18 protein-coding genes are annotated in these 22,430 nt (G+C 68.0%); 15 read left to right on the plus strand and 3 right to left on the minus strand.

Annotated elements, in window-relative coordinates:
* Positions 1–17: 17 nt before the first annotated feature.
* From rsmH to ASF08_RS01325, 10 genes are all read left to right on the plus strand, one after another.
* Positions 18–1,085, plus strand: coding sequence for a 16S rRNA (cytosine(1402)-N(4))-methyltransferase RsmH (rsmH, locus tag ASF08_RS01280; RefSeq protein WP_056140246.1), 1,068 nt, complete (start codon positions 18–20; stop codon positions 1,083–1,085).
* On the plus strand, positions 1,082–1,558 hold the full coding sequence (ftsL, locus tag ASF08_RS01285) for a cell division protein FtsL (protein ID WP_018045180.1): 477 nt from the start codon (positions 1,082–1,084) through the stop codon (positions 1,556–1,558). The genes rsmH and ftsL overlap by 4 nt, the downstream gene beginning before the upstream one ends.
* A gap of 4 nt (positions 1,559–1,562) precedes the next feature.
* A complete protein-coding gene (locus ASF08_RS01290) occupies positions 1,563–3,395 on the plus strand; it encodes a peptidoglycan D,D-transpeptidase FtsI family protein (protein WP_056140249.1) in 1,833 nt (610 codons plus the stop codon).
* Positions 3,392–4,861 carry a UDP-N-acetylmuramoyl-L-alanyl-D-glutamate--2,6-diaminopimelate ligase gene (locus tag ASF08_RS01295; protein ID WP_056140251.1) on the plus strand — a complete coding sequence of 490 codons (1,470 nt, stop codon included), beginning with the start codon at positions 3,392–3,394 and terminating at the stop codon, positions 4,859–4,861. The genes ASF08_RS01290 and ASF08_RS01295 overlap by 4 nt, the downstream gene beginning before the upstream one ends.
* A gap of 259 nt (positions 4,862–5,120) precedes the next feature.
* A complete protein-coding gene (locus ASF08_RS01300) occupies positions 5,121–6,587 on the plus strand; it encodes a UDP-N-acetylmuramoylalanyl-D-glutamyl-2,6-diaminopimelate--D-alanyl-D-alanine ligase (RefSeq protein WP_056140256.1) in 1,467 nt (488 codons plus the stop codon).
* 126 nt (positions 6,588–6,713) lie between these two features.
* Positions 6,714–7,796: a phospho-N-acetylmuramoyl-pentapeptide-transferase gene (mraY, locus tag ASF08_RS01305; RefSeq protein ID WP_018045176.1), complete on the plus strand. Its 1,083-nt coding sequence runs from the start codon at positions 6,714–6,716 to the stop codon at positions 7,794–7,796.
* Between the two features lie 136 nt (positions 7,797–7,932).
* Entirely contained in the window at positions 7,933–9,291 is a 1,359-nt protein-coding gene (gene murD / locus ASF08_RS01310; RefSeq protein WP_056140257.1) for a UDP-N-acetylmuramoyl-L-alanine--D-glutamate ligase, read from the plus strand.
* Between the two features lie 106 nt (positions 9,292–9,397).
* Complete coding sequence (locus ASF08_RS01315; protein ID WP_056140260.1) at positions 9,398–10,501, plus strand: acyltransferase family protein; 1,104 nt, start codon at positions 9,398–9,400, stop codon at positions 10,499–10,501.
* A 164-nt stretch (positions 10,502–10,665) separates the two neighbouring features.
* Positions 10,666–11,892, plus strand: coding sequence for an O-antigen ligase family protein (locus ASF08_RS01320; RefSeq protein WP_056140264.1), 1,227 nt, complete (start codon positions 10,666–10,668; stop codon positions 11,890–11,892).
* 183 nt (positions 11,893–12,075) lie between these two features.
* On the plus strand, positions 12,076–15,723 hold the full coding sequence (locus tag ASF08_RS01325; RefSeq protein ID WP_056140267.1) for a PAS domain S-box protein: 3,648 nt from the start codon (positions 12,076–12,078) through the stop codon (positions 15,721–15,723).
* A gap of 60 nt (positions 15,724–15,783) precedes the next feature.
* On the opposite strand, the gene ASF08_RS01330 is transcribed toward ASF08_RS01325, so the two are convergent.
* The 3 genes from ASF08_RS01330 to maiA all read right to left on the minus strand — a co-directional run bounded on the left by ASF08_RS01330 (position 15,784) and on the right by maiA (position 18,260).
* The gene (locus tag ASF08_RS01330; protein WP_018045172.1) at positions 15,784–16,107 is read right to left on the minus strand and encodes a hypothetical protein; all 324 of its coding nucleotides are present in this window, start codon (positions 16,105–16,107) and stop codon (positions 15,784–15,786) included.
* Positions 16,108–16,167: 60 nt separating this feature from the next.
* Positions 16,168–17,499, minus strand: coding sequence for an NAD(P)/FAD-dependent oxidoreductase (locus ASF08_RS01335; RefSeq protein WP_027172039.1), 1,332 nt, complete (start codon positions 17,497–17,499; stop codon positions 16,168–16,170).
* Between the two features lie 116 nt (positions 17,500–17,615).
* A complete protein-coding gene (gene maiA, locus ASF08_RS01340) occupies positions 17,616–18,260 on the minus strand; it encodes a maleylacetoacetate isomerase (RefSeq protein ID WP_056140269.1) in 645 nt (214 codons plus the stop codon).
* A gap of 246 nt (positions 18,261–18,506) precedes the next feature.
* On the opposite strand from maiA, the gene ASF08_RS01345 reads away from it, so the two are divergent.
* From ASF08_RS01345 to ASF08_RS01365, 5 genes are all read left to right on the plus strand, one after another.
* On the plus strand, positions 18,507–18,899 hold the full coding sequence (locus ASF08_RS01345; protein ID WP_056140272.1) for an energy transducer TonB: 393 nt from the start codon (positions 18,507–18,509) through the stop codon (positions 18,897–18,899).
* 150 nt (positions 18,900–19,049) lie between these two features.
* Positions 19,050–20,072 carry an N-acetyltransferase DgcN gene (gene dgcN, locus ASF08_RS01350; protein ID WP_056140825.1) on the plus strand — a complete coding sequence of 341 codons (1,023 nt, stop codon included), beginning with the start codon at positions 19,050–19,052 and terminating at the stop codon, positions 20,070–20,072.
* Positions 20,069–21,058 carry an N-acetyl-D-Glu racemase DgcA gene (dgcA, locus tag ASF08_RS01355; RefSeq protein ID WP_056140280.1) on the plus strand — a complete coding sequence of 330 codons (990 nt, stop codon included), beginning with the start codon at positions 20,069–20,071 and terminating at the stop codon, positions 21,056–21,058. The genes dgcN and dgcA overlap by 4 nt, the downstream gene beginning before the upstream one ends.
* Positions 21,059–21,215: 157 nt before the next feature.
* Positions 21,216–21,992, plus strand: coding sequence for an imidazole glycerol phosphate synthase subunit HisF (hisF, locus tag ASF08_RS01360; protein ID WP_056140829.1), 777 nt, complete (start codon positions 21,216–21,218; stop codon positions 21,990–21,992).
* Positions 21,993–22,093: 101 nt separating this feature from the next.
* Positions 22,094–22,417, plus strand: a complete 324-nt coding sequence (locus tag ASF08_RS01365) for a phosphoribosyl-ATP diphosphatase (protein ID WP_056140283.1) — start codon at positions 22,094–22,096, stop codon at positions 22,415–22,417.
* Positions 22,418–22,430: the final 13 nt, after the last annotated feature.

A 22,430-nucleotide genomic window follows, 5' to 3' on the forward strand; every position in this document is an offset into this window, starting at 1 on the left:
ATCGGCCGGTTTGCGGCATGACGGTCCTTCATGACGGCGCCCCCGACGGCCCGGCGGCGACCCCGCCCCACATTCCCGTGCTGCTCGCGGAGGTGGTGGCCTCGCTCGGGCTGACCGGCGCGTCCCTGGCCGTCGACGGCACCTTCGGTGCGGGCGGTTACACCCGCGCGATGCTTCAGGCCGATCCGGGCGTTCGCGTGCTGGCCATCGACCGCGATCCCAACGCCATCGCCGGCGGCGCGGCCCTCGTGGCCGCCTCCGAAGGGCGCCTGACCCTGGTGCCGGGCCGGTTCGGCACGCTCGACGCCCTCGTCCGCGACCAGGGGGCCGAGACGGCCGACGCCGTCGTCCTCGATATCGGCGTCTCCTCGATGCAGATCGACCAGGCCGACCGCGGCTTCTCGTTCCGCAACGACGGCCCCCTCGACATGCGCATGGAGCGCGCCGGCCAGAGCGCCGCCGACCTCGTCAACGGCGCCGAGGAGGCGACGCTGGCCGACATCATCTACCATTACGGCGAGGAGCGCCGCTCGCGGGCGGTGGCCCGCGCCATCATCGAGGCGCGGCGGAAAGGCCCGATCGAGACCACGGCGGCGCTGGCCGAGGTCGTGTCGAGCGTGGTTTGGGCGGATCCCGCCAGCGGCATCCATCCGGCGACGCGGACCTTCCAGGGGCTGCGCATCGCCGTGAACGACGAACTCGGCGAACTCGTCCAGGCGCTTCATGCCGCCGAGCGGATCCTCCGGCCCGGCGGGCGCCTCGCCGTGGTCACCTTCCATTCGCTGGAGGACCGCATCGTCAAGCAGTTCTTCTCCGCGCGCAGCGGCCGGGCGGCCCAGGCCTCCCGTCACCTGCCGAGCGCCGATGCGCCGACCCCGCGCAGCTTCACCATGGTGACGAAGGGGCCGGTAACGGCGTCGGATTCCGAGATCCATGCCAATCCGCGCTCGCGCTCGGCCAAGCTCCGGGCCGCCGAGCGCACCATGGCGCCCGTCGCGCCGCCGCTGGCCGCCATCGAAGCGCTGGCGGCCCTTCCCGCCCAGCGCGGTCACCTCGTCTCGAAGAGCGGTGGAGTGCGTCGGTGATCCGTCTGCTGAACGTCCTCGCCATCCTCGGCCTGATCGGATCGGCGATCTACGCCTACTCGATCAAGTACGACACGCTGTACCAGGCCGGTCAGGTCTCGAAGGCCAAGAGCCAGCTCCACAAGGAGCGGCAGGCCATCGCGGTGCTGCGGGCCGAGTGGCAGCTGCTGACCCGCCCCGACCGCCTGCAGGCGGCGGTGGAGCGGCATCTCGCCCTGGAGCCCATCGGCGTGAACCATCTCGGACGCCTCTCCGACCTGCCGATGCGTCCCGACCGCGGCGACGAGATCGGCCGCCTGCTGGCCGCCACCGCGACGCCCAAGGAGAAGTCGGCGGCGAAGTCCTCCGACGAGCCAAGGACGACCGGTTCGATCACCACGCGCACCACGACCACCAAGCCGACGACCACCGCGTCGGCGACCAAGACGACCACCGTCCAAACCACCAGAACGCCCAATACGGTTTCGAGGTAGTCCCGTGTCAGACGAGACCGTTCACGATCACGCGCCCCACACCGCCGAAGAGGCCGGGGACGCCCACCACCCCGAGAGCGCTCCGCAGCCGGCGCCCGCCGCGCGTCCGACCTGGACGGTGATGGGCGTGGTGCGGGCGATGTTCCATCTGGCCATCGAGCGGTCCTATGCCCGCGTCGGCCTCGTCGGTCTCGGCTTCGCGGTGGTGTTCCTCACCATCGCCGGCCGGCTCGTGGCGATGGCGGCCTTCCCCCAGGCCGATAACGGCGACAACCGCGTCGCCGCCGCGGCCACCACCGCGATCCGGCCCGACATCGTCGACCGCAACGGCGAGATCCTCGCGACCGACATCCGCACGGTTTCGGTCTTCGCCGAGCCGAAGAACATCTACGACAAGGACGAGGCGGTGGAGCTCCTCACCGCCGTCCTGCCCGAGCTCAACGCCACCGACCTGCGCGCCAAGCTCTCGACGAAGAAGGGCTTCGTCTGGGTCAAGCGCGAGATCACCCCGAAGCAGCAGCTCGAGGTGCATCGCCTCGGCATTCCGGGCGTCGGCTTCCTGCCCGACCACAAGCGCGTCTACCCCAACGGCACGGCGGCGGCCCATATCCTGGGTGTCACCAACCTCGACAATATCGGCATCGCCGGCATCGAGAAGTACATCGACAATACCGGCCTGAAGGATCTCAACAGCCTCGGCTTCGTCGCCAAATCCACCGACCTGCGGCCGGTCCAGCTCTCCATCGACCTGCGGGCGCAATTCGCCCTGCGCGACGAGCTCGCCTGGGGCCTCGACCACTTCAAGGCCAAGGCCGCGGCGGGCATGATCCTCGACGTGACCACCGGCGAGGTGATCGCGCTCGTCTCCCTGCCGGATTTCGACCCGAACAACCCGGCCGAGGCGAACAATCCCGACCGGATCAACCGGATGAATGTCGGCGTCTACGAGATGGGCTCGACCTTCAAGGCGATGACGCTGGCCATGGCGCTCGATTCCGGCAAGTACAACGTCAATTCCACCTTCGACACCCGCGGCGGCGTGCTCACCTGGGGCCGGCAGAAGATCCACGAATATCACGGCACCAACCGCACCATCACCATGCCGGAGGTGTTCACGCACTCCTCCAACATCGGCTCGGCCAAGATGGCGCTCGGCATCGGTGTGCCCGGCCACAAGGCCTTCCTGAAGAAGATGGGCCTCACCGACCGGATGCGGACGGAACTGCCCGAGAGCGCGGAGCCCATCGTTCCCTCGCGCTGGACCGAGATCAACACCATCACCATCGCCTTCGGACACGGTCTCGCGGTGGCCCCCCTCCAGGCGGCGGCGGCGGTGGGCGCCATCACCAATGGCGGTAACCTCATCGTGCCGACCTTCCTCAAGACCACCGAGGCCGAGGCGCTGAAGAAGGCGACCCGCGTGCTCAAGCCCGAGACCAGTGAGGCGATGCGCTTCATCATGCGCCTCAACGCGGTGGAAGGCTCGGCCAAGAAGGCGTCGATCCCGCTCTACTATGTCGGCGGCAAGACCGGCACCGCCGAGAAGGTGATCCACGGCCGCTACGTGAAGAACCGCCTGTTCACGACCTTCATGGCCGCCGCACCCATGAACAACCCGAAATACCTGTTCGTCACCATCATGGACGAGCCGCAGGGCCTGCCGGAATCCGGCGGCTACGCCACCGCCGCCTGGAACTCGGGCGTCGTCACCGGGCGGGTGATCGAGCGCGTCGCCCCGATCATCGGTCTGCCGCCGCAATTCGATCCGCCGGTGAAGCCGTTCCCCCTCATGGTGAAGCTCGGCGCGTATCACGCGACGATGCTCGACGGGCGATGAGCGGCATGACCCTCGGCGGATTGTTTCCCGAGGCCGACCTCGGTGCTGCGGCGGGAAACGCCGTGCATGGCATCACCGCCGATAGCCGCCGGGTCGTTCCCGGCGGCGTCTTCGTGGCGGTGCCGGGAACGCGGGTGGACGGCAAGGTCTTCGCGGCCAAGGCCTTCGCGGATGGCGCCGTCGCCATCCTGGGGGAGGGCGACCGGCCCGCCGACCTGCCGGCAGAGGCTCTCTGGATTGCCGTTCCCGACGTGCGCCGTGTCCTGGCGCTCGCCGCCGCGCGCTTCTCCGGCCGCCAGCCGCAGACCGTGATCGCGGTCACCGGGACCAGCGGCAAGAGTTCGGTGGCCGATTTCGTCCGCCAGATCCTGTCGCGTCTGGGATTCGCCTCGGCGAGCCTCGGCACGGTGGGCATCGTCACCGATCGCGGCGCGCAATACGGCTCGCTGACCACGCCCGATCCGGTCTCGCTGCACGAGACCCTGGCGCGGCTGGCGGATGACGGCATCACCCATCTCGCCATGGAGGCGTCGTCCCACGGGATCGAGCAGCGCCGCCTCGACGGCGTGACACTCACTGTGGCCGGTTTCACCAATCTCGGCCGCGACCACCTCGATTATCACGCCACCATCGAGGAGTATCTCCAGGCCAAGCTGCGGCTGTTCACGACGCTCCTGCCGGACGGCCGGCCCGTGATCGTCAATGCCGATGGTCCCTATGCCGACCGGGTCATCGAGGCCGCGCGTGCCGCCGGGCACGATGTCCTGACGACCGGCATGAAGGGCGACGCCATCCGCCTCGTCGATGCCCGGACCGAAGGCTTCGCCCAAGTCCTGACGATCCGGCTCGGAGACGAGGCAGGGACGCACCGGGTCGACCTGCCTCTCGTGGGCGCGTTCCAGGTGGAGAACGCGCTCCTGGCCGCCGGCCTCGTCGGCGCCGCCATCGGCCGCGACCGCATGGCGGACGTTCTCGCCACCCTCGAACACCTCACCGGCGTGCCCGGCCGCATGGAGCGGATCGGCGAGGTCAATGGCGCCCTCTGCCTCGTGGATTACGCCCACAAGCCCGAAGCCCTGGAGAGCGTGCTCGACGCGCTCCGCCCCTTCGCGACAGGTCGCCTGACCTGCGTCTTCGGCTGTGGCGGCGACCGCGACACCGGCAAGCGCCCGCTCATGGGCGCCATCGCGGCACGCAAAGCCAACCTCGTCATCGTCACCGACGACAATCCGCGCAGCGAGGATCCGGCCTCGATCCGCGCCGCCATCCTCGCCGCCTCTCCCGGCGCCATCGAGATCGGCGACCGGGCCGAGGCGATCCGCACCGCCATGCGCGGGCTCCGGCCCGGCGACGTGCTGGTGGTGGCCGGCAAGGGTCATGAAACCGGCCAGATCGTGGGCGCACAGGTGCTCCCGTTCTCGGATCACGAGGTGATCCGGTCTGCGATCGCGGAGGTGGGGGCGTGAAACGGTCGTCGGTCGATCCGATGCGAAGGGTGTGCGTCCCCCTCTCCCCGCAGGCGGGGAGAGGGCTTCCTGCACCTCGCCGTGCAGGAAGCAAGCGGAGCGACGGTAAGGGGGGATCTCCGGAGGAGACTCGTCCGTCGTCGCCCCCTCACCATCGGCTGCCGCCTCGCCGTGCTCCCCGACAGGGGGGAGACACGGCCCTCTCCCCGCAGGCGGGGAGAGGGGATGCGTCCGACCGTTCATTACGAGTGACTCGCCGATGACTGCCTCGCCCCTCTGGACCCCCGAGGCCCTGGAAGCCGCCACCGGCGGCAGCCTGCTCGGCAATCCGAAGCCGATCACCGGTGCCTCCATCGACACGCGGACGCTGCAGCCGGGCGACCTGTTCTTCGCCATTCGCGGCGAGGCGCGGGACGGCCATGATTTCGTTCGCGATGCCCTGGCGCGCGGTGCCGGAGCGGCCGTGGTCGCCGCCGACCGGGCCGGGGAATTCGCCGGGGCGGGGGGCGTCCTCGCCGTGTCGGGAGCGGGCGAGGATCCGATCCTCGAGGCCATGCGTGCCCTCGGGGCGGCCTCGCGCCGGCGCACGGATGCCGGCATCGTCGCCGTCACCGGCTCCGTCGGCAAGACCGGCACGAAGGAGGCCCTGCTCCACGTCCTGTCCGCGCAGGGGCGGACCCATGCGTCCATCGCCTCCTACAACAACCATTGGGGCGTGCCGCTGACCCTGGCGCGGATGCCCGCCGACAGCGATTACGGCGTGTTCGAGATCGGCATGAACCACGCGCGCGAGATCGTGCCGCTGACCGCCATGGTCCGGCCGGACATCGCGCTGATCACCACCGTCGAGCCGGTGCATATCGAGCATTTCGCCTCGCTCTCGGCCATCGCCGATGCCAAGGGCGAGATCTTCTCCGGGCTGAGCGTCGGCGGGACCGCCATCATCAACCGCGACAACCCGAACTTTTCGCGCCTGCTCGCCCATGCCCATGCCTCGCAGGCTGGCCGCGTCGTCACCTTCGGCGAGCACGAGGAGGCCGATGTCCGCGCCCTTCGTATCGTCATGCGGCCCGATCTCTCCGTGGTGGACGCATCGGTGATGGGTATCCCCGTGACGTACCAGCTCGGAACGCCCGGCCGGCACACGGCGATGAACTCGCTGGGCGTCATGGCGGTGGTCCATGCCCTGGGCGCCGACCTGGCGCGAGCCGCCCTGTCCCTGGCCGCGTTGAAGCCCCCCGTCGGGCGCGGCGAGCGCACGGCGCTCAAGCTCAAGGATGGCGAGGCCTTCCTGGTGGACGAGAGCTACAACGCCAACCCGGCCTCGGTGCGCGCAGCCCTGGCCACCCTGTCCGGCATCGAGACCGGATCGCGCGGGCGCCGCATCGCGGTCCTCGGCGACATGCTGGAACTCGGAGCGGCGGCGGAAGAGCACCACCGGGGCCTCGCCTCGGCCGTGGAAGAGGCCGGGATCGATCTCGTCTTCACCGCCGGCCCGATGATGCGCCACCTGTTCGAGGCGCTGCCGGTGAGCCGGCGCGGCGTCTCGGCCGGAGCGTCGTCGGATCTCGTCGATCCGCTCCTGGGTGCCCTGCGCGCCGGAGACGCCGTGATGGTCAAGGGATCGAACAGCATCCGCATGGGCCGCATTGTCGAAGCCCTCAAAGCCCGCTACGCGGGCGCCGTGGACCGCGTCGAGTCGGCGCAGGCCGCGATCCGCCAATAGACCTCCGTGTCAGGCCCGGCTCGCCGGGAGAGCCCGCGAGCCGGGCGGCATGGCGGGGATGGAAAGGCGCGCGGCCTCCTCCAACCCCGACGATCCATTCCCAGACAAACCGCGACCGGGTGTCGGATGCTGTATCTCCTGTCGGACCTGAGCGGCACGCTCTCGCCCCTCAACGTCTTCCGCTACATCACCTTCCGGACCGGCGGCGCGCTGTTCACGGCGGGCCTGTTCGTGTTCTGGTTCGGGCCGCTCATCATCTCGCTGCTGCGCCTGCGCCAGGGCAAGGGGCAGCCGATCCGCGAGGACGGGCCTCAGACCCACCTGACCAAGCGCGGCACGCCGACCATGGGCGGGCTCATGATCCTGGCCGGCGCCATCGTGGCGATCCTGCTCTGGGCCAATCCGCGCAATCACTTCGTCTGGGTGACGCTGGCCGTGACCCTCGGATTCGGCGCCATCGGCTTCTACGACGACTACCTCAAGGTGACGAAGCAGTCGCATAAGGGGTTCTCGGGCAAGTTCCGGCTCCTGCTCGAAGCCTCCATCGCCATCTCGGCCTGCACCCTGATCTCGTATTATTCGGCGCCCGCGCTCCAGAACCAGCTCGCCTTCCCGGTCTTCAAGGATGCGCTCCTCAACCTCGGCTGGTTCTACGTGCTGTTCGCCGGCTTCGTCATCGTCGGCGCCGGCAACGCGGTGAACATCACGGACGGCCTCGACGGCCTCGCCATCGTGCCGGTGATGATCGCCTGCGGCACGTTCGGGGTCATCGCCTATCTCGTCGGCAACGTCTTCACCGCCAACTACCTCCAGGTGAATTACGTCCGCGACACCGGCGAGCTCGCCGTCGTCTGCGGCGCGGTGATCGGCGCCGGGCTCGGCTTCCTGTGGTTCAACGCCCCCCCGGCGCAGATCTTCATGGGCGATACCGGGTCGCTCGCCCTCGGCGGCCTCCTCGGCACCGTGGCTGTCGCCACGAAGCACGAGATCGTGCTGGCCATCGTCGGCGGCCTGTTCGTCCTGGAGATCATGTCGGTGATCATCCAGGTCGCCTCGTTCAAGCTCACCGGCAAGCGCGTCTTCCGCATGGCGCCGATCCACCACCATTTCGAACAGAAGGGCTGGAAGGAGCCGCAGGTCGTGATCCGGTTCTGGATCATCGCCGTGATCCTGGCGCTCGCCGGCCTCGCGACGCTGAAGCTGCGCTGAGCGTCGTATGATGGTCCGCCACAACCGGTCTTCCTCCCGCCGATCACCTCGTCCTGAGGCCCGCTCGCGCGGGCGCCTCAGGATGAGGTAGAGGGAGGGGGACAGAGATCAGAGCATTGGCGAGTTCGAGACCCGCATGACCCCCGCCACCACCTTCGCCGGCCGCACGGTCGCCCTGTTCGGCCTCGGCGGCTCCGGCCTCGCCACGGCGGTCTCGCTCCAGGCCGGGGGCGCCCGCGTCGTCGCCTGGGACGACAGCCCCGAGAGCCGGGCCAGGGCGCGCGAACGGGGCATCGGCGTCGCGGATCTGCGCAGCGCCGACTGGTCGGGCTTCTCCGCCCTGATCCTGGCCCCCGGCGTACCGCTGACCCATCCCGCGCCGCATTGGACCGTCGATCTCGCCAAGGCGGCCGGAATCGAGATCGTCGGCGACGTGGAGCTGTTCTGCCGCGAGCGAGCCAAGATCGCGCCTAATTCGCCGTTCGTCGCCATCACGGGCACCAACGGCAAGTCCACCACCACGGCGCTGATCGCGCATATCCTGAGCGACGCGGGCCTCGACGTTCAGATGGGCGGCAATATCGGCACGGCGATCCTGTCGCTGGAGCCGCCGGCTCCGGGGCGCTACCATGTCATCGAACTGTCCTCGTTCCAGATCGACCTGACGCCGTCCCTGAACCCGAGCGTCGGAGTGCTCCTCAACATCACGCCCGACCATCTCGACCGGCATGGGACGATGGAAAACTACGCGGCGATCAAGGAACGGCTGATCCGGGGCTCCGCCCTCGCGGTGGTCGGCGTCGACGACGAGCCGAGCCGCGCCATCGCCGACCGGCATCGGGGACCCCTCGTACGGATCGGTGTCGCGCAACAGGACGTAGATGGGCTGACCGTCCGCGACGGGATCGTGGCCGGGCGCTCCGGGGAGGCCATCGCGGATGTCTCCGGCATCGGCTCGCTCCGGGGCGCGCATAACTGGCAGAACGCCGCCGTCGCCATCGCCGTGGCCCAGGCTCTCGCCGTGACCGATGGGCAGATCGCATCGGCACTCGTGAGTTTCCCTGGCCTGCCGCACCGGATGGAGGAGGTCGGCCGGCGCGGGCGGGTTCTGTTCGTCAACGATTCCAAGGCGACCAACGCGGATTCCACCGAGAAGGCCCTCACGGCCTTCCGCGACATCCACTGGATCCTCGGCGGCAAGCCGAAGGAGGGCGGCATCGACCTGCTGGCACCGCTGTTCGACCGCGTCGCCCACGCCTACCTCATCGGCGCGGCGAGCGACGCCTTCGCCGCGACGCTGGAGGGGAGGGTGCCCTACACGCGCTGCGGCACCCTGGACGTGGCGACGAAGCAGGCGGCGGAGGCTGCTGCGAGATCAGAAGCGCCGGAGCCGGTGGTCCTTCTCTCGCCGGCCTGTGCCTCCTACGACCAGTTCAAGAGTTTCGAAGATCGGGGCGACCAGTTCCGCGCGCTCGTGCGGGGGCTGATCGGATGATCCGACCCCGGACCCCGTTTTCCGCGACCGGCTTTATCGGGATTTAACCGGCCCGGACTCATCATCCGCTGCGACCGGCATCATGCCGCTGGCGAGGCCGCGCCCTGTGAAACAGATCGTTTCCGTTCAGATCCTGCGAGGACTGGCGGCATTCATGGTCGTTTTCGGCCATGCCCAGCATCACACCCTCGTGCAGACGTTGAAGCTCGGCGGTTCGTTCGAGCGTGTTCATCTGTTACCTTGGCGCGCTGGTGTCGATATCTTCTTCGTCATCTCCGGTTTCATCATGGTCTACGCGTCCGAAGATCTATTTGGACGAAAGGGTGCATCGATCGAGTTTTTGGCGCGGCGAGTGGCGCGGATCGTCCCGCTCTATTGGATGTTCACAGCCTTCTACACCCTGTTTCTCGTGATCGCGCTCGTGGGCACGACCAAGGAATTTCCCGGCTGGCCGAGCATCGTCGCATCCTTTGCCTTCTGGCCAGCCTATGCCACGGGGCATGAGGCTCCAATGCCCGTCTTCGAACTCGGATGGACGCTGAATTACGAGATGTTTTTCTATGTCGTCTTCGCGGTCTTCATCGCCTTGCGACGCAGTCGAACGGTGATCGCTGTGGCGGCCCTGCTCGGTGGACTCGTTCTCATGGGATTCGTCCTGCAGCCTAGTGCCGCCGCCCCGTTCTTCTGGACCCGCCCGATCGTACTCGAATTCGTCTTCGGCATGGGGATCGCTCTGCTCCTCCGCCATGGTGTGGTTTTATCGGGACTGATCCGGGGAGCCTTTCTCGTCGGCGGGGTCGCCATCCTGATAGCCGACCCAATCGACTCGTCGCATCAGGCCATCGATTGGACGACGCCCAACGACGCCTGGCGCGTCCTCGGCTGGGGACTCCCCGCAGCTTTGATCGTCTGCGCAGCCGTCCTCGGCCGTCAGGGGCAGCCTTCCCGTCTCTCCAAGCTCGGGGTCCATCTGGGCGACGCATCGTATGCGCTCTATCTGAGCCATCCTTTCGTGATCGTCGGGATCCGAAAGGCCATGCAATGGGCAGGCCTCGATGAAACGACGAGGGCGTGGCCGATGCTCGCCTTCACGGTCGTATCCTGCTGTGTCTTTGCCGTGTTCGTGCACCGGTTCGTGGAACGGCCGGTGACCCGCTTCATCCAGGGAATCCTGGTCCGCCCCCGGCCTCCCAGGACAGCGACAGCCTGACGCTTGGGCGACAGTCCTCAGCATGCGAGGGATGCAACGCCGCCTGCTTAAGCCTTCGCTGACGGGACTGCCTCATGCTGAGGCCGGGCGCATATCCTGAGGTGGGTTGGACGGGCGGAATGGCGGCAGGCGGGAGATGGAGCGCGAGTGAGGCGGGCGTCGCTATGGCGTCGGCTGTTCCTCGCCGCGTCTCGTCGGGCTCGCTTCACACCCTCGGCTACGCGCTGTTGGCGCTGGTCATCTTCTTCACGTGCTTCACCTTCATGAAGCCGTCGCCCTATGATTTTCTGGCATTGCCGACGATCGCGTTGTGGTTCCTGCTGGGGATCAGGTTCTACCGCTCGACGATCGTCATCGTCGCACTTCTGCTGATCTATCTGGTGGCGATCGTCATCGCGCTGATCCCCTATCTCGACGAGAGCAATTCGGTCGATTGGACCTATCAGGCCGTCTATCTCGGGTTGACCGGTATCTTCTTCGTGATGTTCTTCTCGGACGATACGTCCGACAGAGTCGGTTTCGTCCTCAAGGCGTACCTCGCGGGAGCGCTCTTTGCCGCGATCTGCGGCATCTTCAGCTATTTCGACGTGCTCGGCGAAGACGTGCTGTTCAAGATGGACGGACGCGCCTCGGGCGTGTTCCAGGACCCCAATCTGCTCGGATCCTTCCTCATCCTGTCGGTGCTGTATCTCATCCGCAGGATGCTGGTGGGGGAGACGCGACAGGTGTTCCTGTCGGCAATGGCGCTTCTCGTCCTGCTGGCCTGCGTCTTCCTCTCGTTCTCGCGCGGATCCTGGGGAGCGTGCCTCCTCGGCATCTGCCTGACGATCGGCCTCACATGGGCAACCTCTCCGTCGCGGGCCATTCGGCGGCGCATCGCCCGGTTGTCGGCCCTCACCGTCCTCGTCGGCGCGCTCCTGATCGGCGGCCTCCTGTCGATGGAGGGTGTCTCCGAGCGGTTCACCGACCGGGCGCAGGTCACGAAGGATTACGACGAAGGCGAGACCGGACGGTTCGGCAATCAGCGCCGCGGCATCCCGATGCTCATCGATCGCCCCCTCGGTTTCGGGCCGCTGAGATGGCGCGTGGTCTTCGATCTGGAGCCGCACAATTCCTACATCGGCAGTTTCGCGAATGGCGGCTGGCTCGGAGGTTTCGCGTTCGTCTCCATCGTCCTGACATCGATCTTCGTCGGGTTTCGCCTGTGCCTCAAACCGTCACCCTATCAGGGGCTCGCCCAGATCGTGTTTCCGGCCCTTCTGATGTTCTTCCTCCAGGCATTTCAGATCGATATCGAGAAGTGGCGTCACCTCTATATGATGCTTGGAATGGTATGGGGGCTCGAGGCCGCACGCGTTCGCTGGGTGTTTCGACAGCGATCGACCACCTGACATCTCACGCTGGGTCCATCGCCGTGGCGGCGACGTCTCGCCGGCGAAGGAATGATGCTGTGTGCCGTCGCGAATGACGCGGCGGAGGGCGAAATTCTCATGTGAGACATAGAACGTTATCCTAGCGGCCTGCATATGTGATGCTCCGCAAGGCTGCCACCGCAGCTCAACGAGGCCAGATCCTTGATCACGCCGTCTCATGAAGCCGAGCGCGTCGCCGCGCTTCACGGCCTGGGTATCCTCGATACGCCTCCCGAAGAGCATTTCGAGGCGGTGTCGCGCACGGCCAAACGCCTTTTCGGGGTCGAGAAGGCCTATGTCGCCCTCATCGATTCCGACCGGCAGTGGATCAAGTCGGACTGCGATCTCGGCCACAAGGAGATGCCGCGCCTCGAATCGTTCTGTCATCACACCATCGCCGGTGGCGACATGCTCGTGGTGCCGGATGCGCGCCTCGATCCGCGCTTCGCCAGAAACCCCTTGGTGACCGGCCCCGATCCCATCGTCTTCTACGCCGGCGTGCCGCTGTGCCTCGAATCGGGTTTCCGCGTCGGCTCGTTCTGTCTCATGCACAGCACGCCGCGCCCGTTCGGCGTGGAGGATGAAGCGGCTCTGCACGACCTCGCGGCCACCGTCACCGCCCATCTTCGCCTCGCGGACGCCCATGTGAGGCTGGTCCGCGAGGCCGAGGAACGCGCGGCCCACCAGGCGACCATCGCCGACCAGCGGGAAGAGTTGCAGCAGCGCCAGAGCGCGCTCGCCAGCGCGCATCACCTGCTCTCCATGGCGGAGGAGGTCGCCGGGATCGGCCATTGGCGCGTCCGGCTCGCCGATGGCCATACCTTCTGGTCCACGGGCATCTACGTGATCTCCGGGCTCGATCCCGCGACCTTCGCCCCGTCCTTCGAGCGGGCCATCGATCTGCATCATCCCGACGACCGTGAGCTGGTTCGCTCCAGCATCTCCGATGCGCTGGAGCGAAGAGGTGCTTTCGCCTTCGAAGCGAGGATGGTTCGTCCGAACGGGGAGGTCCGGACGATGGTCGTTCGCGGCATCTGCGAATGCGACGTGGCGGGTCTGGCCGTCGGTCTGGTCGGCACCGCCATCGACGTGACGGACGCCCGCAATTCCGACGCCGCCCTGCGGGAGCGGACGAGTCAGTTCCGCCGTCTCGTGGACGCGGTGAGCGATTGCGCCTTCGTCACCCTCGACCGGACCGGCCACGTCGCCAACTGGAACAGCGGGGCGGAGCGGATCACCGGCTATTCCGCGAAGGACGCCATCGGGCGCCACGTCTCGCGCTTCTATACGACGGAGGGGCTCGAAGCGGGGGCGCCGCGCATCGCGCTCGCCACCGCCGCCTATGAGGGGCGGCTCAAGTTCGAGTGCTGGCGAGTTCGCCGCGACGGCTCGCAATTCTTCGCCAGCGTCGCCATCGACGCCATCCGCGACGACGAGGGGGCCGTGGTCGGCTATGCCGAGATCACCCGCGACATCACCGAGCGCCGCGCTGCGGAACTCGAGCTCCAGCGTAGCGAGGATCGCTACCGCACCCTCGCGGAGGCTCTGCCCGCCCTGATCTGGACGACCCGCCCGCCGGACGGGACGGCGACCTATGTGAATCCGGCCTTCACCGCTTTCTACGGCGATATCGGTCCCGAGCGGACCGAGCGCACGGCGCGCAACCATCCCGACGATGCCGAACGCATGGCGGTCGCCTGGCGGAACGCCCATGCCTGGGGGCGGACCTTCACGGTTGAGGGACGCCTGCGCCGCCATGACGGCGTCTACCGCTGGCACAAGATCGTGATGATCCCGATCCCGACCCATGACGACCGGGCGCCCGATGCCGCCGAATGGCTCGGCACCGCCCTCGACATCGACGACATCATCACTGCACGCCAGCGGTTGGAGGAGACCACCGACCTGCTGCGCATCGCCCAGGACGCGGCCGATGCGGGCACCTGGGATCTCGACCTCTGGACGGATACCATCACCCTCAGCCCGAAAGCCGTCGGCCTGTTCGGCCTCCCCTGCGAGGGCGCCCGGGCCATGCCCGTCCAGGATTGGATCCCGCTGGTCCATCCCGATGACCGGGAGGCGGTCCGAGAGGAAGCAGCCAACGCGATCCGAAACCGGACCAACTACGTCGCCGAGTATCGCATTGTCGTGGACGCGGAGGAGCGCTGGATCTCGACCTGCGGTCGCGTGCTCTACGACGCGGCCGGCGCGCCCTATCGGATGGTGGGCCTGCATTTCGACATCACCGAGCGCAAGACGGTGGAGGCCGCGTTGCAGGCGGCCACAGTCAGGGCCGAGCAGGCCAGCGCTGCGAAAAGCGAATTCCTCGCCGCCATGAGCCACGAGATCCGGACGCCGCTCAACAGCATCCTCGGCTATGCCGACCTCCTGCTGGAGGAGCCGAGCCGGACGCCGGACGACAGGCACCGCCTCGAACTGATCGGAGGGGCGGGCGCCGCGCTTCTCACCATCGTCAACGACGTTCTCGACTTCTCGAAGATCGAGGCGGGGCAGTTCACCCTGGAACTGCTCCCCTTCCCGTTGCGCGACCTCATCGAGAATACGGTGGAGATCGTGCGCGGCAGCGCGCTCAAGAGCCCCGTGACCATCCTCTCGCGGCTCGACCCCGCGCTGCCGCCCTGGGCATTGGGGGATGCGAACCGGCTCAGGCAGGTGCTGCTCAATCTCCTCAACAACGCGGTGAAGTTCACCCCTGCGGGTTCCGTCACCCTGAACGTCAGCCAATGCGGCGAGGAGGCCGGCGGCCCCGTCCTGCGCTTCGAGGTGGTGGATACCGGTATCGGCATCTCGGAGGAGGAGCAGATCCATCTGTTCCAGCGCTTCAGCCAGGTCGATTCCTCCATCAGCCGTCGCTTCGGCGGCACCGGACTCGGCCTCGCCATCTGCCGCCGCCTCGTCTCGATGATGGATGGGGAGATCGGGGTCACGAGCCGTCCCGGCGAAGGATCGACCTTCTGGTTCACCCTCGCCCTGCCGCGCGCGGAGGCGGCGAGCGGCCCCCCTGAGGCCGGGGCGGCGAGGGAGGCCATGGTGCCGAGACCGGTGCGGATCCTCGTCGCCGACGACGTGCCGGTGAACCAGGCCCTGGCTCGGGCGGTCCTCGAACTCGCCGGCCACAGCGTCGACGTGGTGGGCAACGGTGCCGAGGCGGTGGCGGCGATCCAGGCCCGTGCGGGCGGACCGCTCGCTTTCGACCTCGTCCTCATGGACGTCCAGATGCCCGGCATGGATGGGCTCGCCGCCACGCGCCTGATCCGCGCCCTGCCTGCCCCCGCCTGCGCGGTGCCGATCATCGCCATGACCGCCAACGTCCTGCCCGAGAAGGTCGCCTCGCTGACGGCCGCCGGCATGGACGATCATGTCGGCAAGCCGTTCAAGCGCGATGCGCTCTACGCGGCCATCGCCCGTTGGAGCGGCCCCGTGGCTGCCGGCGACGCGCCGGCCCTACCGACCATTCTCGATCGCGAGGTCTACGAGTCGCTGAGGGACATGGTGGGGCCGGAGCGGGCGACGGTCCTGCTGTCGATGCTGGCCGACGAACTCATCGACCGGTTCGGATCGTCGCCGCAGGCCGTGGATCTGTCGGGCATGGAGCCGGCGGATCTGGCCTACGACGCGCACGTCATGGTGTCGGCCGCCGGGCTGCTCGGCTTCGTCGGTCTGTCGGATCTCTGCCGCGAGATCGAAACAGCCTGCCGCAACGGGGACGACCTCGCTCTGCTGGTCCAGCGCCTCGTCGTCGTCCGGGACGGTACCCTCGGAACGATCAGGATGCTGCAAGCCGCCTGACCGTTCGGCAAGATCCCATACCGGGTCTCCCTGACCCCATAGGATCAGGGATGTTCGGTATCACTCGGTCTCGGGTGTCGGCTCGTCTTCCGGCTCGGGTTCCGCCGTCCAGGCCGTGGCGAAGGCGGCGAGCTGCATGGCATCCTTGAAGGCCATGACCGAGACACTGCGCTCGGTGGGCATTCCACCCGGATAAGGAGCGATCAGGACGGTCTCCTGGGACAGACGCGCGCCGGGGGTCTTCTCGGCGATCCAGGCCTCCGCCTCGGCGCAGAGACGTGCCGGGTCGGAGGGATCTCGTGCGCGGGAATCCGAGCGCAGCACGAGGACGTAGGGGCCGAGCGTCGGATTACGCTGCTGCAGGCCCTGGATGATGTCGATCATGATCGTGTCTCGTCACGTTCCTGCCGGGGGCGCGGCACGGCCCCCGGCGAATCCGGTCGTTCAATGAAGCTTGACCCGCGGCTCCGTGCGCCGCGTCAGGGCGCGGGCCGTGGCGTCGAGGGCGGTCTTGATCGTGCCGTGCAGGGCGCGCTCGTGCATCTTGTAGAGCGACCAGTACATCATCCGCGCGAACAGCCCGGCGATGAACATGTTCTTTCCCTGGATGAAGCCCATCAGGTTGCCCACCGTGGAATATTCCCCGAGGGACACCAGCGAGCCGAAATCCCGGTACTTGAACGGCTTCAGGGGCTCCCCGGCCATCTTGATCGGGATCTGCTTGATGAGATGGCTCGCCTGCTGGTGCGCCGCCTGCGCACGCGGCGGGATCGGCGTGTCCGAGCCCTGCTCCACCAGATAGGCGCAATCGCCCATGGCGAAGATGTCGGGATCGCGCGTGGTCTGGAGCGTCGGCGTGACCACGAGCTGATTGTTGCGCGTGGTCTCGAGGCCGCCGATCTCCTGCAGGAACGGCGGCGCCTTCACGCCGGCCGCCCAGACCACGAGTTCGGAGGGGATGAACCCGCCATCGGCGAGCTGGACGCCGTCGGCTCGGACTTCCGTCACCCGTGCCTGAGTGCGGACCTCGACGCCGATCTTGTTCAGCAGCGCCATCACCTCCGCCGAGAGACGCTCGGGGACGGCCGGCAGGATCCGGCTCGCCGCCTCGACGAGGGTGATCTTCAGGTCCTTGGCGGGGTCGATCTTGTCGAGGCCGGTGGAGGCCACGTCGCGGGTGGTGCGATGAAGCTCCGCCGCCAGTTCGGTGCCGGTGGCGCCGGCCCCGATCACCGTCACGTGGAGCTGGCCGGGGCGCACCGGCCCGACCTGGGTGTGCGCGCGCAGCATGCCGTTGACGAGGCGCTGGTGGAACCGCACCGCCTGGTCCGGCGTGTCCAGGGCGATGGCGTTCTCCTTCACCCCCGGCGTGCCGAAATCGTTGGTGGTCGAGCCCACCGCCAGGACCAGCGTGTCGTAGGGGATCGAGCGGACGGGTGTGACCTCGCGGCCCTCGGCATCGTGGCTCGCGGCGAGCTGGATCGTGCGCGCGGTCCGGTCGAGCCCCGTCATCGAGCCGATGCGATAGCGGAAATGATGCTGATGCGCGTGGTGGAGATAGTCCACGGCGTGGTGGCCGACATCGAGGCTGCCCGCGGCGACCTCGTGCAGCAGCGGCTTCCAGATATGGGTCCGTGCCCTGTCCACGAGGGTGACGTGCGCCTTGCCCTTCCGGCCCAGCGTGTCGCCGAGCTTGGTGGCGAGCTGAAGCCCAGCCGCGCCTCCACCGACGACCACGATGCGGTGGAGGTTGTCCACGGTTTCGCCCGGTACCATGCGTCCCTCGTCCCTTAAACTTGAGCGGCAGGCAGCCCGCCTTTTTCTCCGCTCGGGTCTTATAGGCAAAATCTTTTTTGAACGGCAGCCTCAGCTACGCAGCCCGGCCGATATTCTCACGCGGGCGCGCCGGGCTGGCGCAGGGGATGCGCCCTGGCGAACGCCTCCTGCCCCAGGCAATCCTCGGCGATCCGCCTCACGGTGGGATAGGGCGCGGTCTCGACGCTGAAGATGCCGGTGCCGACCCAGAGGCTCACGAGGCAGAGATCGGAATGGCTGATCGCGTCTCCCTGCGCATAGCGGCCGGTGCCGGGCTCGTGGGCGAGGCGGGTCTCCAGCGTCTTGAGCCCGGTCTCGAACCAGTGCCGCACGAACCCCATCATGCCGTCCTTCGGGATGTCGTAGGCCGACATCAGGTAGTTGCGCACCCGCGGAACATAGAGCGGATGAGTATCGCAGGCGACCACCTGCGCCAGGGAGCGGGCGCGCGCCCGGGCTTTCGGATCGCTCGGCAGCAGGGCCGGCTCGGGATGGATGTCCTCGAGATAGTCGAGGATCGCCAGCGATTGGGTGAGGGGAGGGCCGTCGCCGTCGAAGAAGGCCGGCACGGCGCCCTGCGGGTTGATGGCGAGATACTCGGGCTTGAACTGGTCGCCGGCATCGAGATCGATGAAGGTCTCCTCGCAGGCGAGGCCCTTGAGGTTGAGGGCGATGCGCACCCGGAAAGCGGCGGCCGAGCGCCAGTTGCCGTACATCTTCATGGCCGTCTCCCCTTCAGCCTTTGATCGCCGGGGACCACACCCGACAACGATGCCGACCGCAAGTGCCGATTCCGTCAGTGCACCGCGCCGGTCGGACGAGCGCTCGCCGGATGTCACCGCGTGATGGAATGCCTGCCGGGGGGCGGCCAACGACGGGCCGTTACGGAAGGCTTGCGGCGGCGATCTTCTAATGGCTATGTTTCACAGAATTAGTATTCAAGATTGGCGAGAGCCGTGGCGCTATCAATGAGTAAACTCTATGTTTTGAGAATCGCCGTCGCAATCTGTCTGATATTCGTGTCGATCCCCTCCTCGTTTGCCTGGAGGCTCGATCCGGACCAATTTTCCGGCCCGATGCGCGAATATCAGATCGAGCTTGCAAAGATTATCCTCGTTCGTGCGCGAAACACCGGCTACCGCTCCCAATTCAGTGGGATGACGACGGTGATGTTCACGATAAACCGTTCGGGAATCATCGAGGAATTTCATATCAAGGAGAGTTCCGGGTCTCCGTATATCGACTCCCTTGCCAAGGAGATCCTTCGAGTGGGCGCGCGTTACATCCCGTTCCCCGAAGGCGCTCCGATGTCCCACATGGTGATCACGGTCCCGATCCGCTTCGTTCGCCATCCTCGCTGAGGACTGACGCGGCCTCGTCGGCGCCAGATCGTTTCGCGGAACTCCGCCCGTGGCGGTCGGTCGTCGTCCGGCATTTGGCAGCACCGCCCGCTTCGCGCATAGACGGCGGGAACGGTTCGGAAGACCGCGATTGCGATGGGTGCCCGCGAGATGCAGATCGAAACGCCCTACCTGATGTTCCTCGGCGACGTGCCCGATACGTTGGCGGCCAAGACCGCCTACGGCATCGCCGACTGGCGGCCGGACTGGTGCGTCGGCCAGTGGCGCCTGCCCGGCTGCGCCGCCGATCTCGGCATCCCGGACCTGACCCTGGACGAGGCCGTGGCCAAGGGCTGCCGGACCATGGTCATCGGTGTCGCCAATGCCGGCGGCGTGCTCCCGACGCATTGGGTGTCGGAGGTCGTGGCCGCCCTGAATGCGGGGCTCGACATCGCCAGCGGCCTTCACGTGCGCCTCGGCTCGCTGCCGGAGATCGCCGAGGCGGCCGAGAAGAACGGCCGCCAGTTGCACGACGTGCGCCACACCACCGAGACCTTCGACACCGGCAAGGGCATCCGGCGGCCGGGACGTCGCTTGCTGAGCGTCGGCACCGATTGCTCCGTGGGGAAGAAATACACCGTCCTCGCCCTGGAGCGCGGCATGCGCGAGCGCGGCCTCGATGCGGATTTCCGAGCCACCGGCCAGACCGGCGTGTTCATCTCCGGCCGAGGCGTCGCCATCGATGCGGTGGTGGCCGACTTCATCTCCGGCGCCGTGGAATGGATCGCTCCCGCGGCCGACCCGGACCATTGGGACCTGATCGAGGGTCAGGGCTCGCTCTACCACCCGTCCTTCGCCGGCGTCAGCCTCGGCCTGCTCCACGGCGCCCAGGCCGACGCCTTCGTCGTCTGTCACGAGCCGAGCCGCAAAGCCATGCGCGGCGTGGCGCATCCGCTGCCGTCGATCCAGCAGGTGATCGACCTCACGATCCAGCTCGGCAGCCTCACCAATCCCGGCATCTGCCCGGTGGGGATCGCGGTGAACACGCAGAAGCTCGGGGAGGACGAGGCCCGTACCCTGCTCCAGGACCTCACCAGGGAGCACGGGTTGCCCGCCACCGATCCGGTCCGCTTCGGGGTCGACGGGATCATCGACCGCCTGCTGGCGGAGTTCCCCGCCGGGAGCGCCGCATGACCCGCCGCCTCACGGTCGCGGTGGAGCGCTTCCCCATCGCCGGAGCCTTCACCATCGCGCGGGGCAGCCGCACGGAAGCGGTGGTGGTGCTCGCCACCATCACGGACGATGCCGACGGCCATCTGGGCCGGGGCGAATGCGTGCCCTATCCGCGCTACGGCGAATCCCCCGAGAGCGTCTGCGCCTTGATTTCCGAACAGGCCGACGCGATCGCGGCGGGGGCCACGCGCACCGATCTGCTCACGCTGATGAAGGCGGGAGCGGCGCGCAACGCCGTCGATTGCGCCCTGCTCGATCTGGAGGCCAAGCAGCGCGGCCGCCCGGCCTGGGAAATCGCGGGCCTGAGCCCGCCGCAGGTCGCCACCACCGCCTATACGCTGAGCCTCGGCACGCCGGAGAGCATGGAGGAGGCCGCACGCGGCGCGGCGCACCGGCCCCTGCTCAAGGTCAAGCTCGGCGGAGAAGGCGATCCCGAGCGCATCGCCGCCGTGCGTCGCGGCGCGCCGGAATCGCGCCTGATCGTCGATGCCAACGAGGCGTGGCGCGGAGAGACCATCGAGGCGAACCTGGCCGCCTGCCTCGCCGCGGGGGTCGGCCTCATCGAGCAGCCGCTCCCCGCCGGCGAGGACGCGTTGCTCGCCCGTATCGCCCGGCCGATCCCGATCTGCGCCGACGAGAGCCTGCACGACCGCGCCGGCCTCGACGCGCTCTCCGACCGCTACGACGCCATCAACATCAAGCTCGACAAGGCCGGCGGCCTCACCGAGGCGGTGATGCTGGCGCACGAGGCAAAGGCGCGGGGGCTCTCGCTGATGATCGGCTGCATGGTCGGCACGTCGCTGGCCATGGCGCCCGCCATGCTGCTCGCCCACCACGCCGATTATGTCGATCTCGACGGGCCCCTGCTGCTGGCGCGGGACCGCGAGCCGGCCCTGCGCTTCGACGGCAGCCTGATCCATCCGCCGACGCCGGATCTGTGGGGATAGGGCCGAGAGTTCTCGACGCCCGGTTCGGGTTTCAAATCTCGGCGAACGACCCTGCAAAATGGTGCCGATCCCCGTCGCCGAGTTGACGGAATGGTGCAGGGACGGGCATGGCCCGATGCGTGCGACCCGGATCGGCCGCAAGCGTGACAGGTCCACCATGTTGAAGACCCGAATCATTCCCTGCCTCGACGTGAAGGACGGGCGCGTCGTCAAGGGCGTCCAGTTCCTGGAACTGCGCGATGCCGGCGATCCGGTGGAGGCGGCCAAGGCCTATGACGCGGCCGGCGCCGACGAACTCTGCTTTCTCGACATCACCGCGAGTCACGAGGCCCGCGGCACCCTGCTCGACGTGGTGAGCCGCACGGCCGAGGCCTGCTTCATGCCGCTCACCGTGGGCGGCGGCGTGCGCACGGTGGAGGATATCCGCACCCTGCTCCTCGCCGGGGCCGACAAGGTCTCGATCAACACGGCGGCGGTGAACGACCCCTCCTTCGTGGAGCGCGGCGCCCTCAAGTTCGGCAGCCAGTGCATCGTCGTCGCCATCGACGCCAAGCGGACCTCCGCCCCGGGCGAGCCGGATGCCTGGCAGATCTTCACCCATGGCGGGCGCAAGCCCACCGGGCTCGACGCCATCGAGTTCGCCCGGACCGTGGCGGCGCGCGGCGCCGGCGAACTCCTCGTCACCTCCATGGACCGGGACGGGATGCGCTCCGGCTACGACATCGCCCTGACGCGGGCGATCTCGGACGCGGTCTCGGTGCCGGTCATCGCCTCGGGTGGCGTCGGTGGCCTCGACGACCTCGTGGCAGGCGTGCGCGACGGTGGCGCCAGCGCGGTGCTGGCCGCCTCGATCTTCCATTTCGGCCAGCACACCGTCGCCGAGGCCAAGGCGCATATGGCGAAGGCCGGCTTGCACATGCGGCTCGACCCGTGACGGGTCACGGCGCCGAGGTCCGACCCTTGCCCAATCCCTTCCCGTGCCGCAGGCTCGTCGCCGTTGCGTGCATCGTCCGGCCTGCCGAGAGCTAGGATCGCATGACCGATTTCACCCTGAGCGACCTGGACGCCCTCATCGCCGACCGCGCCGCCGCGCCGCCGGACCAGTCCTACACGGCCAAGCTCCTGGCCGGCGGGCCGGCCAAGCCCGCCAAGAAGCTTGGCGAGGAAGCGGTCGAGGCCGCCATCGCCGCCGTGCAGGGCGATCGCGAAGGGCTCGTGAGCGAGGCGGCGGACGTGCTCTACCACCTCCTCGTGCTGCTGCGCGCCGGCGGCGTCGCCCTGCCGGAGGTGATGGCGGAACTCGAGCGCCGCACCGCCCAGAGCGGCATCGCCGAGAAAGCGGCCCGGAGGCACCCGTGACCGTCGAGCCGTC

It is taken from the genome of Methylobacterium sp. Leaf85, assembly GCF_001422125.1.
GTDB classification, from domain to species: Bacteria; Pseudomonadota; Alphaproteobacteria; order Rhizobiales; family Beijerinckiaceae; genus Methylobacterium; species Methylobacterium bullatum.